Raw genomic sequence first — 12503 nt, 5'->3', positions numbered from 1 at the left:
CGAGGCGGTCGCTGGTCGCCGGCCGGCGCACGCTCGCCCGATCGAACAACTCTGGAGGACCATGCCATGACGACGATCCCGACAATTCCCCTGTTCAGCGGCGGACCGGAGGTGGCGCGCCTCTGTCTCGGCACGATGATGTTCGCCGACCGGACCGACGAGGCCGAGGCGGCGCGGATGCTGGACCGTTACTTCGAGGCCGGCGGCAATTTCATCGACACCGCCGATTCCTATACCGGCGGCAAGTCCGAGGCGATGCTGGGCCGGCTCCTGAAGGAGCGCCGCGCCGATTGCGTGCTGGCGACCAAGGTCGGCAACCCGGTCACCGATGTCGAGGGATCGGGCGGCCTGTCGCCCGCATGGATCGCCCGGGCCGCGGAGATGTCGCGTGAGCGGCTGCAGACCGAGACGATCGACCTCTACTACCTGCATCTCGACGACGAGACGACGCCGCTGGACGAGGTGATCGGTGCGCTGGGCGAGCTGATCGCCAAGGGCACCATCCGCCACTGGGGCTTTTCCAACTTCCGCGGCTGGAAGATCGCCGACATGGTCCGCATCGCCGACAGGCTGGGGGTGGCGCGGCCGGTCGTGGCGCAGCCCTACTACCACATGCTCAACCGCACGGCGGAGCCGGACTATCTGCCCGCCTGCCACCATTTCGGCATCGGCGTCGTGCCCTATTCGCCGCTCGGTCGCGGCATCCTGACCGGCAAGTATCGCGGCGGCGTGCCGGACGATTCCCGCGCCGCGCGCGGCGACAAGCGCATGCTGGAGGCGGAGTTCCTGCCCGGCACGATCGAGGCGGCCAACAAGGCGGCCGACTATGCCGAGCAGTCCGGCCGCGATCCGGGCGCCATGGCGCTGAACTGGCTCCTGGCGAATGCCGCCGTCTCCAGCATCCTGATGGGGCCGCGCAGCCTCGCGCAGCTCGACGGCTATCTCGGCGTGGTGGGCGCCCGCTACGACGCGGAGGACGAGGCGTTTCTCAGCGGGCTCTGTGCGTCGGGCCATACGCCAGTCGTCGGCCACAGCGATCCGCGCTATCCGTATCGCGGCCGCGTGCTGCGCTTCTAGCGGCAAGGCTGTCGGCGGCGGGTGCCCTGCCGGGCATCGCCGCTGTCACCCTGCGCCGGGCACGGCAGTCCGGCGGGCCGGCTGATGGCAACGGGAGCGCGGACGGGGCAGGGCGCGGCGAGGCCGCGATCGATGCGGGAAGAGGGAGGGGTCAGGCGGCCTGCTGGCTCTGCCGGCCGCCGCGGCGTGGCGGCTGCCATGCCGCCAGGCCCGTCGCGATCGCCGCACAGGCAAGGCCGACGGTGCCCGGCGCCCCCTCACGTTCGAAAGCGGCGATCTGTTCGGCAGGAAGGCCGAGGCGTGACGCGGCATCGTCGTGGGAGAACCACATATGGTCCAGCCACGCACCAAATTCCTGGGCGGTCATCCGAGTTACCTCCGACTGGGACATTTCTATTTGGCCCACGAAGATCGACCGGAGTCAATTCCATCAGCGCCATTCCTATAGTTCATAAGCGGCAGTTATTTGTTTCGGATGACGGGGTCGTTGCTATACGCAACCATCGACTGACCGGCGCGGTCGCATGCGCCAGCCGGCACGCCGCGCCGCGACGCCAGCCGGCCATTTCGGCGCTTGATGCGCGTCGGGCAGGCTTCTAGACCAGTTGGGGAGGAGTCCGCCGTAAGGCGGCCGACGGCCACGGGCCGGGATTTCGGGAGGAATCGTCTTGGATTTTGCGCTCACCGACGAGCAGAGCCAGATCTTCACCATGGCGCGGGATTTCGCCACCGAGAAGATGGCGCCCCATGCGGCCCGCTGGGAAGACGAGAAGGCGCTGCCGCGCGAGGTGCTGACCGAACTGGCCGGGCTCGGCATGGCGGCGATCTATGTGCGCGACGACTACGGCTCCGGCCTGTCGCGGCTCGACGCGGCGCTGATCTTCGAGGCCCTGTCCTATGGCGACCCGTCGGTCTCGGCCTTCCTGTCGATCCACAACATGGTCGCCTGGATGATCGACAGCTTCGGCAGCGAGGAGCAGCGGGCCGAATGGCTGCCCAAGCTCGCGTCGATGGACAAGGTCGCGAGCTACTGCCTGACCGAGCCGGGCTCGGGCTCCGACGCCGCCGCACTGCGCACCAGCGCGAAGCCGGACGGCAATGGCTACGTCCTCAACGGCACCAAGAGCTTCATTTCCGGCGCCGGTTTCTCGGACCTCTATGTCGTGATGGCGCGCACGGGCGATGCGGGCCCGAAGGGCATTTCCGCCATTCTCGTGGAGAACGGTACCGAGGGCCTGTCCTTCGGCGCGCTGGAGAAGAAGATGGGCTGGGTCGCCCAGCCGACCGCCGAGGTGCGCCTCGACGGCTGCAGCGTGCCCGGCGGCAATCTCCTCGGCGAGGAAGGCAAGGGCTTTGCCTATGCCATGATGGGCCTCGACGGCGGCCGGCTGAACATCTCGGCCTGCGCGCTGGGCGCGGCCCAGGCGGCGCTCGACAAGTCTGTCGCCTACATGCAGGACCGCCAGGCCTTCGGGAAAAGCCTCACCGAATTCCAGGCGCTGCAGTTCCGGCTGGCCGACATGGAGACCGAGCTGCAGGCGGCGCGCATCTTCCTGCGCCAGGCGGCGTGGAAGCTCGACACCAAGGCGCCCGACGCGACCAAGCATTGCGCCATGGCCAAGCGCTTCGTCACCGACACCAGCTTCAACGTCGCCAACATGGCCCTGCAGCTGCATGGCGGCTACGGCTACCTCGCCGATTACGGCATCGAAAAGATCGTGCGCGATCTCCGGGTCCACCAGATCCTGGAAGGCACCAACGAGATCATGCGGATGATCACCGCACGCGCACTCCTGGCGGAGCATTCATGAGCATCGAGACCAACGCAGCCAATGACAACGTCCTGATCCGCGCCGAGGGGCGGGCGGGGCGCATCACCCTCAACCGGCCGAAATCCCTGAACGCCTTGTCCCACGCCATGTCGCTGGCGATCGAGGCGGCGATGGACGGCTGGGCCACGGACCCGGCGATCGACCTCGTGATCATGGACGCGGCCGGCGACCGGGCCTTCTGCGCCGGCGGCGACATCCAGAAGATCTATCACGACAGCCGCGCCGGGGACCTGTCGGCGGCCCGCCGCTTCTGGGCCGAGGAATACCGGCTGAACGCCAAGATCGCCCGCTATCCCAAGCCGGTCGTGGCGCTGATGGACGGCATCGTCATGGGCGGCGGCGTCGGCCTCGGCGGCCATACAAGCCACAGGGTCGTCACCGAGCGCTCGATGGTCGCCATGCCCGAATGCGCCATCGGCCTCGTGCCCGATGTCGGCGCGACGCTGATCCTCGCCAACGCACCCGGCCGGCTCGGCGAATATCTGGCGCTGACCGGTTTCCGCATGGGGCCGGGCGAGGCGATCGCCGCCGGCTTTGCCGACACCTGCATCCGCTCCGACGATCTGGCCGGGCTGACCGCGGCGCTGGTCGAGAGCGGCGATCCGCAGGTGATCGCGCGCTTTGCCGACGCGCCGCCCCCCTCAACGCTGGCCGAGCAGACCGAGGCGATCGACGCGGCGTTCTCTGGCGTCGATGCGGCCGACATCCTGCAGCGCCTCGCCCTCGACGGCGGGGAATGGGCGCAGCGCACGGCCGCGCTGATGCGCAAGGGCTCGCCGATCTCGGTCGGCGCGACGCTGGAACTGGTGCGGGCGGCGCGCGCCGAGCCGACCATCGAGGCGGCGTTGCGCAACGAATACCGCTTCACCTACCGCTCGATCGACGAGGGCGAATTGCTGGAGGGCATTCGCGCCGCGGTCATCGACAAGGACCGCGCGCCGAAATGGTCGCCGTCGCGGATCGAGGACCTGCCGAAGGAGCGGGTCGCCGCGATGCTGGCGCCGCTGGGCGAACAGGAACTGACATTCGACCAACAGGCAGGGGAGGAACGGCCATGAAGATCGGTTTCGTCGGTCTCGGCAATATGGGCGCGCCGATGGCGGCCAATCTGGCGAAGGCCGGCCATGCGGTGAGCGGCTACGACGCGGCCGGCGTGACCGCCGAGGGCGTTACCCCCGCCGCAACGCTTGCCGAGGCCGTCACCGGCATGGAGGCGGTGATCACCATGCTGCCGAATGGCGACATCGTGCGCGCCGTCCATGCCGACATCGTGCGACAGGCCGAAGCCGGGGCATTGCTGATCGACTGCTCGACGGTGGATGTGGACAGCGCCCGCGCCGCCCACGACATGGCGCGCGAGGCGGGCCTCCTGTCGCTGGACGCGCCGGTCTCCGGCGGCACCGGTGGCGCGGCGGCGGGCACGCTGACCTTCATGGTCGGCGGCAGCGACGAAGCCTTCGCCAAGGGCAAGCCACTCTTCGACATCATGGGCCAGAAGGCGGTGCATTGCGGCGAGGCCGGTGCCGGCCAGGCGGCGAAGATCTGCAACAACATGATCCTCGGCATCTCGATGATCGGCGTCTGCGAGGCGTTTCACCTCGCCGACAAGCTCGGCCTCGACCGCCAGGCGATGTTCGACGTGGCCTCGACCTCGTCGGGCTCCTGCTGGTCGATCAACACCTATTGCCCGGCGCCGGGCATTGGCCCGAAGAGCCCGGCCGACAACGACTACAAGCCGGGCTTTGCCGCCGATCTGATGCTGAAGGACCTCAACCTCTCGCAGACCGCCGCGGAGACCGCCGGCGCGACCACCGAACTCGGCCGCCACGCCCGCGACATCTACGCGGCCTTCGTGGAGTCCGGCGGCGGCAAGGGCCGCGACTTTTCGGCGATCCTCGACAAACTGGCGAAGCAGTAGCGCGGCGGCGCGGCAGGCCCGTCGGTCAGGCCTGCCGCGCGCTTTGACCTCAGGCCGGCGTCACAGCTTGAGCGTGCGCAGCCTCAGCGCGTTGCCGATCACCGAGACGGAGGAGAGGCTCATCGCCGCCGCCGCGAGCATCGGTGACAGTAGGACGCCGAAGACCGGATAGAGAACGCCGGCGGCGACCGGCACGCCGACGGTGTTGTAGACGAAGGCGAAGAACAGGTTCTGCTTGATGTTGCGGATCGTGGCGCGGGCAAGATGCCGCGCCCGCACGATGCCGTTGAGATCGCCCTTCACCAGCGTCATGCCGGCGCTTTCCACGGCGACGTCCGCGCCGGTGCCCATGGCGATGCCGACATCGGCCGCCGCCAGCGCCGGTGCGTCGTTGACGCCGTCGCCGGCGACCGCGACCTTCGCACCGCCATTGCGCAGCTCCTCCACCAGCGCCTGCTTGTCCTGCGGCGACAGGCCGGCCCGCACCTCGTCGATGCCGAGCGCCGACGCGACGGCCTTGGCCGTGCGCTCATTGTCGCCGGTCGCCATGACGATCCGCATGCCGCTCTCGTGCAGGGCGCGGATGGCAGCCTCCGTCGTCGGCTTGATCGGGTCGGAGACCGCGATGAGCCCCGCCGCCCGGCCGTCGATGGCGACGAACATCACCGTCTTGCCGTCGGACTCCAGGGTCCGGGCGTCGGCGTCGAGGGCGGCGGCATCGATGCCCTCGGCGGCGAGCATCGCCCGGTTGCCGAGAACGACGGCCGAGCCGCGTACCTCGCCCCGCACGCCCTTGCCGGTGACCGCGTCGAAGCCGGTGGCCTCCGACAGTTCGGCACCGCGTTGCTGCGCCCCGGCGACGATCGCCTCGGCCAGCGGATGTTCCGAGCCGCGCTCGAGGCTGGCCGCGGCCGAGAGAAACGCCGTCTCGTCGCCCTCAAGCACGACCACGTCGGTCAGTTGCGGCCGGCCCTCGGTCAGCGTGCCGGTCTTGTCGACCACCAGCGTATCGACCTTGGCGAAGCGCTCCAGCGCTTCGGCGTCCTTGATGAGGACGCCGGCCGAGGCGCCGCGCCCGGTGGCCGTCATGATCGACATCGGCGTCGCGAGCCCCAGTGCGCAGGGGCAGGCGATGATCAGCACCGAGACGGCGGCGACCAGCCCGTGCACCATGGCCGGCTGCGGCCCGACCAGCGCCCAGACGACGAAGGCGACGATCGCCGACAGCACCACGGCGGGGACGAAATAGCCCGCGACCCGGTCGGCCAGCCCCTGGATCGGGGCGCGCGAGCGCTGCGCCTTGGCGACCATCTCGACGATGCGCGACAGGGTGGTGTCGGCGCCGACCGCCTCGGCCTCCATGACGAAGCCGCCATTGCGGTTGAGCGTGCCGCCGGTGACCGTGTCGCCGGGGTTCTTTTCGACCGGCACCGGCTCGCCGGTGATCATCGATTCGTCCACCGAGGAGCGGCCCTCGACCAGCGTGCCGTCCACCGGCACGCTCTCGCCGGGTCGCACCCGCAGGCGGTCGCCGGACGCCAGGGCATCGAGCGGCACGTCGTCCTCGGTTCCGTCGGTCGCAATGCGGCGGGCGGTCTTCGGCGCCAGGTCCATCAGCGCGCGGATCGCCGAGCCGGTGCGCTCGCGCGCCTTCAGCTCCAGCACCTGGCCGACGAAGATCAGCGCGACGATCACCGCCGAGGCCTCGAAATAGACCGGCACGACGCCGTCCTGGCGGAAGGATGCGGGGAACAGGCCGGGCAGGAGGGTCGCCACCACGCTGTAGCCATAGGCCGCGCCGACGCCGATGGCGATCAGCGTCCACATGTTGGGCGAGCGGTTGACGATCGACGCCCAGCCCCGCTTGAAGAAGGGCAGGGCCGCCCACAGCACCACCGGCGTCGCCAGCGCGAATTCCAGCCAGACCGCTAGCTCCTCGCCGATCCAGTCGCGGATCGGCAGACCGACCATCGGCCCCATTGAGATGATGAACAGCGGGATGGTGCAGAGCGCGCTGACCCAAAGCCGGCGGGTGAAGTCGATCAGTTCCGGATTGGGGCCTTCCTCGCCGGTCGGCACGCCCATCGGCTCCAGCGCCATGCCGCATTTCGGGCAGTCGCCGGGATGGTCCTGGACGATCTCCGGATGCATCGGGCAGGTGTACTGCGTGCCCTCCGGCATTGGTTCGGGGGCCGGGCGGTCGCCGAGAAAGGCATCGGGATCGGCCTCGAAGCGCGTCTTGCAGCCAGCCGAGCAGAAATAGAACCGCTCGCCGCCATGCTTGGCCATGTGGCGGGCATCGATGCGTTCGACGCTCATGCCGCAGACCGGGTCCTTCGCCGTCAGGTAATCCTGCGGCGCGGCGACGAATCGGTCGTGGCATCCCTGCGAGCAGAAATGCACCGTGCGGCCGTCATGCTCCGCCTTCGGCTTGCCGGCCTCGGGATCGACCAGCATGCCGCAGACCGGATCGCGGGTGACGGCCCCGCCGTCGTCGCGATGGCTGTGGCCGTGATCGTGATGCGGGTGATGACAGGCGGTGCTGGTCTCGGACATGGGAGCGCTCGCTGCGAAAGGATGGCCGCCCGCAGGCGGATTGCCGCAAGATGGAGATTCCAGCCACTGGAAGGTCAAGGGCGGCGGGCGACCGATCGAAGTCGCGTCCCGCCGCCAGCGTCGGCGCCTCCCGATCCCCATGGGCGTCGGGTCGCCTGTTCCGGCACGCGATATTTCTGCGCGACGGTCTTTGAACGGCGCGGCCGCTTACCCACCTAGCGGCGACGCACGGTGCTCGCCGCGCGAGCGGTGACGCATGTCTGCCGCCCGCCGCAACGCCACCGGCAGCTTGCCCACGCCGGCGGACGACGTTGGCGAAAGACAATTCGAGACCGGGACACCCGACGCCCGGATAGGAACATTCTGGTGGATTCGACTGCGATTGGCGGCATGGTGGCCGAGGAAATACCGTTCTGGATCTGGGCGGCGACGATCGGCGGCATCGCCGGCCTGTTCATCTTCGATTTCCTCTCCCACGTCCGCAAGGCGCACGAGCCGAGCTTCAAGGAAGCGGCGGCCTGGTCGGTCTTCTACATCGTGCTGGCAATCCTCTTCGGCTTCGGCGTCTGGTATTTCTGGGACAAGACCCACGGGGTCGAGTTCTTCGCCGGCTTCATCACCGAGAAGAGCCTGTCGGTCGACAATCTTTTCGTCTTCGTCATCATCATGAAGAGCTTCGCGGTGCCGCGGGTGCACCAGCAGAAGGCGCTGCTGATCGGCATCGTCCTGGCGCTGATCATGCGCGGCATCTTCATCGCCGTCGGCGCGGCCGCGATCGAGCGCTTCTCCTGGGTGTTCTACCTGTTCGGCGCCTTCCTCCTGTGGACGGCGTACAAGCTGGCGGTGGAGAGCTTCTCCCACAGCCACAGCACCGACGAGGAATACGAGCCCAACGCGGTGGTGAAGTGGTTCCAGCGCAATGTGCGCACCACAACGGAGTTCGCCGGCGGTGCGCTGACGATTCGCCGCGACGGCCTGCGCTATTTCACCCCGATGTTCGTCGTCATCGTCGCCCTCGGCATGACCGACCTGCTCTTCGCCCTCGATTCGATCCCGGCGATCTACGGCCTGACCGACGCGCCATACATCGTCTTCACGGCCAATGCCTTCGCGCTTCTGGGGCTGCTGCAGCTGTATTTCCTGCTGGGCGGACTGCTCGACCGGCTGGTCTATCTCGGCTTCGGACTGGCGCTCGTCCTCGGCTTCATCGGCGCCAAGCTGATCGTCCATGCGATGGAGGCCAATACGCTGGGCTTCATCAATGACGGCCAGCCCATCGAGGGCCTGCCGCATATCTCGACCAGCTTCTCGCTGGCGGTCATCGTCGGGATTCTCGTGGTCACGACCGTGGCCAGCCTGATACGCTCGGGCATGGTCGCCAACCGGGCGGCCGACCGGCCGGGCGAGGAGCATTGAGCTTGCCCGTCCGCCGCGGCTCGAAGAAGGGAACGGCGTCCGATGGATGATCCGAAACACGGCGAGGCCGCCGAGCCGGCCGACGCGGCGCGGCCTGCGGTCGCAGCCGGTCCCGGCGAGGGCGATCTCGACGCCCGCAGCGCGGCGCTGGCCCGGCGTCTTGCCGAGCAGCGCCAGCGCATGCCGCAGCTGCGCGACGAGCCCGCCGACCGCACCAGCGGCATGCAGGGCGTCGCCCAGGGGCTCAAGATCGCCAGCGAGTTCGTCGCGGGCATCCTCGTGGGCGTCGGCATCGGCTATCTGATCGACCAGCTGGCCGGCACGACGCCGTTCGGCCTGATCGTCTTCCTGATGATCGGATTCGCCGCCGGCGTGCTCAATGTGATCCGTGGCGTTTCGGGCACAACGCCGCCCCATGGCCGCGGCCCGGCCTGAACCGGCCCCTTCGCGCTCGTTCCGCGTGCGTTTGCAGTGGTCAATCTGACAACGGGGTGTTGCGAAGCGCAGTCCGGGACGCTATGGGCAGGACGGCCCGCGCCAGGGCCTGCCACGAGATGACGAAGGACCAGTGAGTTTGGCGACGAACCCGACAGATCCAATCCACCAGTTCCAGATTTCCAACATCGTTCCGATCGAGATCGGCGGGTTGGACTTCTCGTTCACGAACTCCGCCCTGTTCATGGTGGTGACGGTCGCTGTGGCGACCGCCTTCCTGTACTATTCGACCCGCGGGCGCGGCCTCGTGCCGAGCCGCATGCAGTCGGTGAGCGAGCTCTCCTACGAGTTCGTTGCCAACATGCTGCGCGACGCGGCGGGCTCCGGCGGCATGCGGTTCTTCCCGTTCGTCTTCTCGCTGTTCATGTTCATCCTGGTCGCCAACCTTCTCGGCATGGTCCCGTATTTCTTCACGGTGACCAGCCATCTGATCGTGACCTTCGCGCTGGCCCTCCTGGTGATGGGCGTCGTGGTGGTCTACGGCCTGATGAAGCACGGCCTGCACTTCTTCAAACTCTTCGTGCCCGAGGGCGTGCCGGCCGCCGTGCTGCCGCTCGTCGTGGTAATCGAGGTGGTTTCGTTCCTGTCGCGGCCGGTGTCGCTCTCGGTTCGTCTCTTCGCCAACATGCTGGCGGGCCACATCACGCTGAAGGTCTTCGCCGGCTTCGTGGTGTCGCTGAGCGCCTTCGGTGCGCTCGGGATTGCCGGTGCGATCCTTCCGCTGCTCATGACCGTCGCTTTGACGGCACTCGAATTCCTGGTCGCCGCACTGCAGGCCTACGTCTTTGCGGTTCTGACCTGCATGTATCTCAACGACGCGATCCATCCAGGCCACTAAGACAAGTTCCAGGATACAACGGGGCGGCGTGGAAGCCGCCGCAACCACCCGCAATCGAACAGTTTCAAAAGGAGTTTCGACATGGAAGCGGAAGCAGCAAAGTTCATCGGTGCCGGCCTCGCCTGTTTCGGTATGGGCATGACCGCCCTCGGTCTGGGCAACATGTTCGCGAACTACCTCGCCGGCGCGCTGCGCAACCCGTCGGCTGCCGACGGCCAGTTCGGCCGCCTGATCTTCGGCTTCGCCGTCACGGAAGCCCTGGGCATCTTCTCGCTGCTCATCGCCCTGCTGCTGCTCTTCGCCGTCTAATCGGCGTCCAGCGCAGGTAAGAAGACCGGCCGGCGGCAGCTTCTGTCGCCGGTCCCCTATGCCGGGAGCCCTCGATGTTCGTCACCCAAGCCTTCGCACAGGCCGATTCGCTCGATGCCGTGGAACTGCCGCCTGCGAGCGACACCGCCGAGATGCATGGCGAAACGATCCATGTAGAAGGCGAGCATGGCGGCTTCCCGCCTTTCAATGCCGAATATTTCCCGTCGCAGATCCTCTGGCTCGCGATTACCTTCGGAATCTTCTACCTGGTTCTGAAGAAGGTGATCCTGCCGCGGATCGCCGGAACGCTCGAAAACCGCCGCGACCGGATCGCCCTCGATCTGGAAGCCGCCGAGCGGATGAAGTCCGATTCGGACGAGGCCAAGGCCGCCTACGAGCAGGAGCTCGCCGAGGCCCGAGACCGCGCCCACAAGATCGGCCACGACGCCCGTGAAGCGGCGCGCAGCGACGCCGAGGCCGAGCGCCAGCGCCTCGACGCAGAGCTCGACGAGAAGCTGGAAGCCGCGCAGCTGCGCATCGCCGCCGTCCGCGACGAGGCGATGAAGGATGTCGGCCAGATCGCCGAGACCACCGCCGACGCCATTCTGCGCGACGTCATTCGCCTGGAGGTCTCCCGCGAGGAGGTCGCCAGCGCCGTGACCGCCGTTCGCAGCTGAGGAGCCGACCATGGACAACTCATTCTGGGCCTTTGCCGCCCTCATCATCTTCCTGGCCATCGTCTGGTATTTGAAGGCGCCGGCCAAGGTCGGTGCCACGCTCGACCAGCGGGCCGACCGGATCCGCAACGAGATCGAGGAAGCACGCGAGCTGAAGGAAGAGGCCAAGCAGCAGCTGGCCGAGTATCAGCGCCGCCGCCAGGAAGCCGAGGAGGAGGCGAAGGAAATCGTCGCCGCCGCCAAGCGCGAGGCCGAGCTGATGCTCGCCGACACGCGCCGCAAGAACGAGGAATATGTCGAGCGTCGCACGGCCATGGCCGAGACGAAGATCTCGCAGGCCGAGACCGACGCCATCGCCGAAGTCCGCGCGACGGCGATCGACGTGGCGGTGGCTGCCGCCGCCAAGATCATCGCCGACCGCAATTCGGGCGGCAATGCCGGCCAGTTCACCGAATCCTCCATCGCCGAGGTTCGCAGCCGGCTCAACTGAGCCCGGCGCCGGTCCCGCTCCGGGACCAGCATCGCGACGGAACGTTCAAAGGGCTGCCATTGGCGGCCCTTTTTCGTTGTGCGGTCGTGGGAAGGCTGGGCGGAGCGGGCGTCCGGTTTATTCGGCGGCGTCGAGCAGGTCGCGGCGCAGCGGGCTGAAGCTCATCCGGTGGATCGGCGTCGGGCCGAGCCGGGCGATGGCGCCAAGATGCTCGGGCGTGCCGTAGCCCATATGGCGGGAAAAGCCGTAACCCTCATAGGCCCGGCAGGCGCGCGCCATGATCCGGTCGCGCGTCACCTTGGCAACGATCGAGGCGGCCGCGATGCTGAGGCTGAGGGCGTCGCCGGAGATGACCGCCGTGCCGGCACAGCGCAGCGCCGGGGGCACGTCGCGCCCGTCGACGAGGACATGGCAGGGGGCTTCCGGCAAGGCATGCAGCGCCCGCCGCATGGCGAGGAGGGTGGCGCCGCGGATGTTGAAGCGGTCGATCTCGTCGGCGCTGGCCGAGGCTATCCCGACCCAGCCCTTGGCGACGATCTCGGCGAACAGCCGCTCGCGGTCCTCGGCGGTCAGCTTCTTGGAATCGTTCAGTCCGTCGGGAAAGTCGCGGGTGGGAAAGATCACCGCGGCGGTGACCACCGGCCCGGCCAAGGGCCCGCGCCCGGCCTCGTCGATGCCGGCGACGAAGCGCTTGCCGTCGGCCAGGAGCCCGGCCTCGCGCGAAAAGTCGGGCCCGGCCGCGACGGCGGGACGGCGCGCGGGTTTCTTTGCGCGAACGGGAGAATCGGAGGAACGGCGAGCCATGTTGCGGCGAGACTCGCGCATTCTCCGATTCTCCACAAGCCTCGCCGTGTTCGGGGTGGCAAACCGGCGAGACCATCCGGCCGAGGGGGAG

Annotated in this window: 13 protein-coding genes; 10 read left to right on the top strand and 3 right to left on the bottom strand. The window is 68.2% G+C overall.

Going from position 1 to position 12503, the window contains the following annotated elements:
- Nucleotides 1-66: 66 nt before the first annotated feature.
- Nucleotides 67-1077: an aldo/keto reductase gene (locus N7I30_RS03005; RefSeq protein WP_498636598.1), complete on the top strand. Its 1011-nt coding sequence runs from the start codon at nt 67-69 to the stop codon at nt 1075-1077.
- 151 nt (nt 1078-1228) lie between these two features.
- Here N7I30_RS03005 and N7I30_RS03000 read toward each other — a convergent pair whose 3' ends face one another.
- Nucleotides 1229-1444, bottom strand: coding sequence for a hypothetical protein (locus tag N7I30_RS03000; protein ID WP_187391351.1), 216 nt, complete (start codon nt 1442-1444; stop codon nt 1229-1231).
- Between the two features lie 301 nt (nt 1445-1745).
- Between N7I30_RS03000 and N7I30_RS02995 the strand changes: the two genes are divergently transcribed.
- The 3 genes from N7I30_RS02995 to mmsB are packed head-to-tail and all read left to right on the top strand — an operon-like array spanning nt 1746 to nt 4827.
- Entirely contained in the window at nt 1746-2888 is a 1143-nt protein-coding gene (locus N7I30_RS02995) for an acyl-CoA dehydrogenase family protein (RefSeq protein ID WP_277024883.1), read from the top strand.
- Complete coding sequence (locus N7I30_RS02990; protein ID WP_498636595.1) at nt 2885-3967, top strand: enoyl-CoA hydratase/isomerase family protein; 1083 nt, start codon at nt 2885-2887, stop codon at nt 3965-3967. The genes N7I30_RS02995 and N7I30_RS02990 overlap by 4 nt, the downstream gene beginning before the upstream one ends.
- Nucleotides 3964-4827: a 3-hydroxyisobutyrate dehydrogenase gene (gene mmsB, locus N7I30_RS02985; RefSeq protein ID WP_498636593.1), complete on the top strand. Its 864-nt coding sequence runs from the start codon at nt 3964-3966 to the stop codon at nt 4825-4827. The genes N7I30_RS02990 and mmsB overlap by 4 nt, the downstream gene beginning before the upstream one ends.
- Nucleotides 4828-4887: 60 nt before the next feature.
- Here mmsB and N7I30_RS02980 read toward each other — a convergent pair whose 3' ends face one another.
- Nucleotides 4888-7383, bottom strand: coding sequence for a heavy metal translocating P-type ATPase (locus tag N7I30_RS02980; RefSeq protein ID WP_498636590.1), 2496 nt, complete (start codon nt 7381-7383; stop codon nt 4888-4890).
- Between the two features lie 366 nt (nt 7384-7749).
- On the opposite strand from N7I30_RS02980, the gene N7I30_RS02975 reads away from it, so the two are divergent.
- From N7I30_RS02975 to N7I30_RS02950, 6 genes are all read left to right on the top strand, one after another.
- On the top strand, nt 7750-8799 hold the full coding sequence (locus tag N7I30_RS02975) for a TerC/Alx family metal homeostasis membrane protein (RefSeq protein WP_228240104.1): 1050 nt from the start codon (nt 7750-7752) through the stop codon (nt 8797-8799).
- A gap of 42 nt (nt 8800-8841) precedes the next feature.
- Complete coding sequence (locus N7I30_RS02970) at nt 8842-9234, top strand: AtpZ/AtpI family protein (RefSeq protein ID WP_498636588.1); 393 nt, start codon at nt 8842-8844, stop codon at nt 9232-9234.
- A gap of 133 nt (nt 9235-9367) precedes the next feature.
- Nucleotides 9368-10132: a F0F1 ATP synthase subunit A gene (locus N7I30_RS02965; protein ID WP_370192807.1), complete on the top strand. Its 765-nt coding sequence runs from the start codon at nt 9368-9370 to the stop codon at nt 10130-10132.
- A gap of 81 nt (nt 10133-10213) precedes the next feature.
- The gene (locus N7I30_RS02960; RefSeq protein WP_024349941.1) at nt 10214-10441 is read left to right on the top strand and encodes a F0F1 ATP synthase subunit C; all 228 of its coding nucleotides are present in this window, start codon (nt 10214-10216) and stop codon (nt 10439-10441) included.
- A 74-nt stretch (nt 10442-10515) separates the two neighbouring features.
- Complete coding sequence (locus N7I30_RS02955; protein ID WP_024349942.1) at nt 10516-11118, top strand: F0F1 ATP synthase subunit B; 603 nt, start codon at nt 10516-10518, stop codon at nt 11116-11118.
- Between the two features lie 10 nt (nt 11119-11128).
- A complete protein-coding gene (locus N7I30_RS02950; protein ID WP_228240105.1) occupies nt 11129-11608 on the top strand; it encodes a F0F1 ATP synthase subunit B in 480 nt (159 codons plus the stop codon).
- A 117-nt stretch (nt 11609-11725) separates the two neighbouring features.
- On the opposite strand, the gene rnhB is transcribed toward N7I30_RS02950, so the two are convergent.
- Nucleotides 11726-12433: a ribonuclease HII gene (gene rnhB / locus N7I30_RS02945; RefSeq protein WP_230784889.1), complete on the bottom strand. Its 708-nt coding sequence runs from the start codon at nt 12431-12433 to the stop codon at nt 11726-11728.
- Nucleotides 12434-12503 lie beyond the last annotated feature (70 nt).

Origin of the sequence: Aurantimonas litoralis (assembly GCF_026153195.1) — a bacterium.
Lineage (GTDB): Bacteria > Pseudomonadota > Alphaproteobacteria > Rhizobiales > Rhizobiaceae > Aurantimonas > Aurantimonas coralicida.
Note: the sequence above shows the minus strand (reverse complement) of the source record. Positions and strands in the feature narration are given on the sequence as shown.

Excerpts from the sequence above, each read along its gene's own strand:
- N7I30_RS02950 (WP_228240105.1), top strand. The coding sequence starts at position 11,129 with ATGGACAACTCATTCTGGGCCTTTGCCGCCCTCATCATCTTCCTGGCC.
- mmsB (WP_498636593.1), top strand. The coding sequence starts at position 3,964 with ATGAAGATCGGTTTCGTCGGTCTCGGCAATATGGGCGCGCCGATGGCG.
- N7I30_RS02960 (WP_024349941.1), top strand. The coding sequence starts at position 10,214 with ATGGAAGCGGAAGCAGCAAAGTTCATCGGTGCCGGCCTCGCCTGTTTC.
- N7I30_RS02990 (WP_498636595.1), top strand. The coding sequence starts at position 2,885 with ATGAGCATCGAGACCAACGCAGCCAATGACAACGTCCTGATCCGCGCC.
- N7I30_RS03000 (WP_187391351.1), bottom strand. The coding sequence starts at position 1,444 with ATGACCGCCCAGGAATTTGGTGCGTGGCTGGACCATATGTGGTTCTCC.
- N7I30_RS03005 (WP_498636598.1), top strand. The coding sequence starts at position 67 with ATGACGACGATCCCGACAATTCCCCTGTTCAGCGGCGGACCGGAGGTG.
- N7I30_RS02955 (WP_024349942.1), top strand. The coding sequence starts at position 10,516 with ATGTTCGTCACCCAAGCCTTCGCACAGGCCGATTCGCTCGATGCCGTG.
- rnhB (WP_230784889.1), bottom strand. The coding sequence starts at position 12,433 with ATGCGCGAGTCTCGCCGCAACATGGCTCGCCGTTCCTCCGATTCTCCC.
- N7I30_RS02970 (WP_498636588.1), top strand. The coding sequence starts at position 8,842 with ATGGATGATCCGAAACACGGCGAGGCCGCCGAGCCGGCCGACGCGGCG.
- N7I30_RS02980 (WP_498636590.1), bottom strand. The coding sequence starts at position 7,383 with ATGTCCGAGACCAGCACCGCCTGTCATCACCCGCATCACGATCACGGC.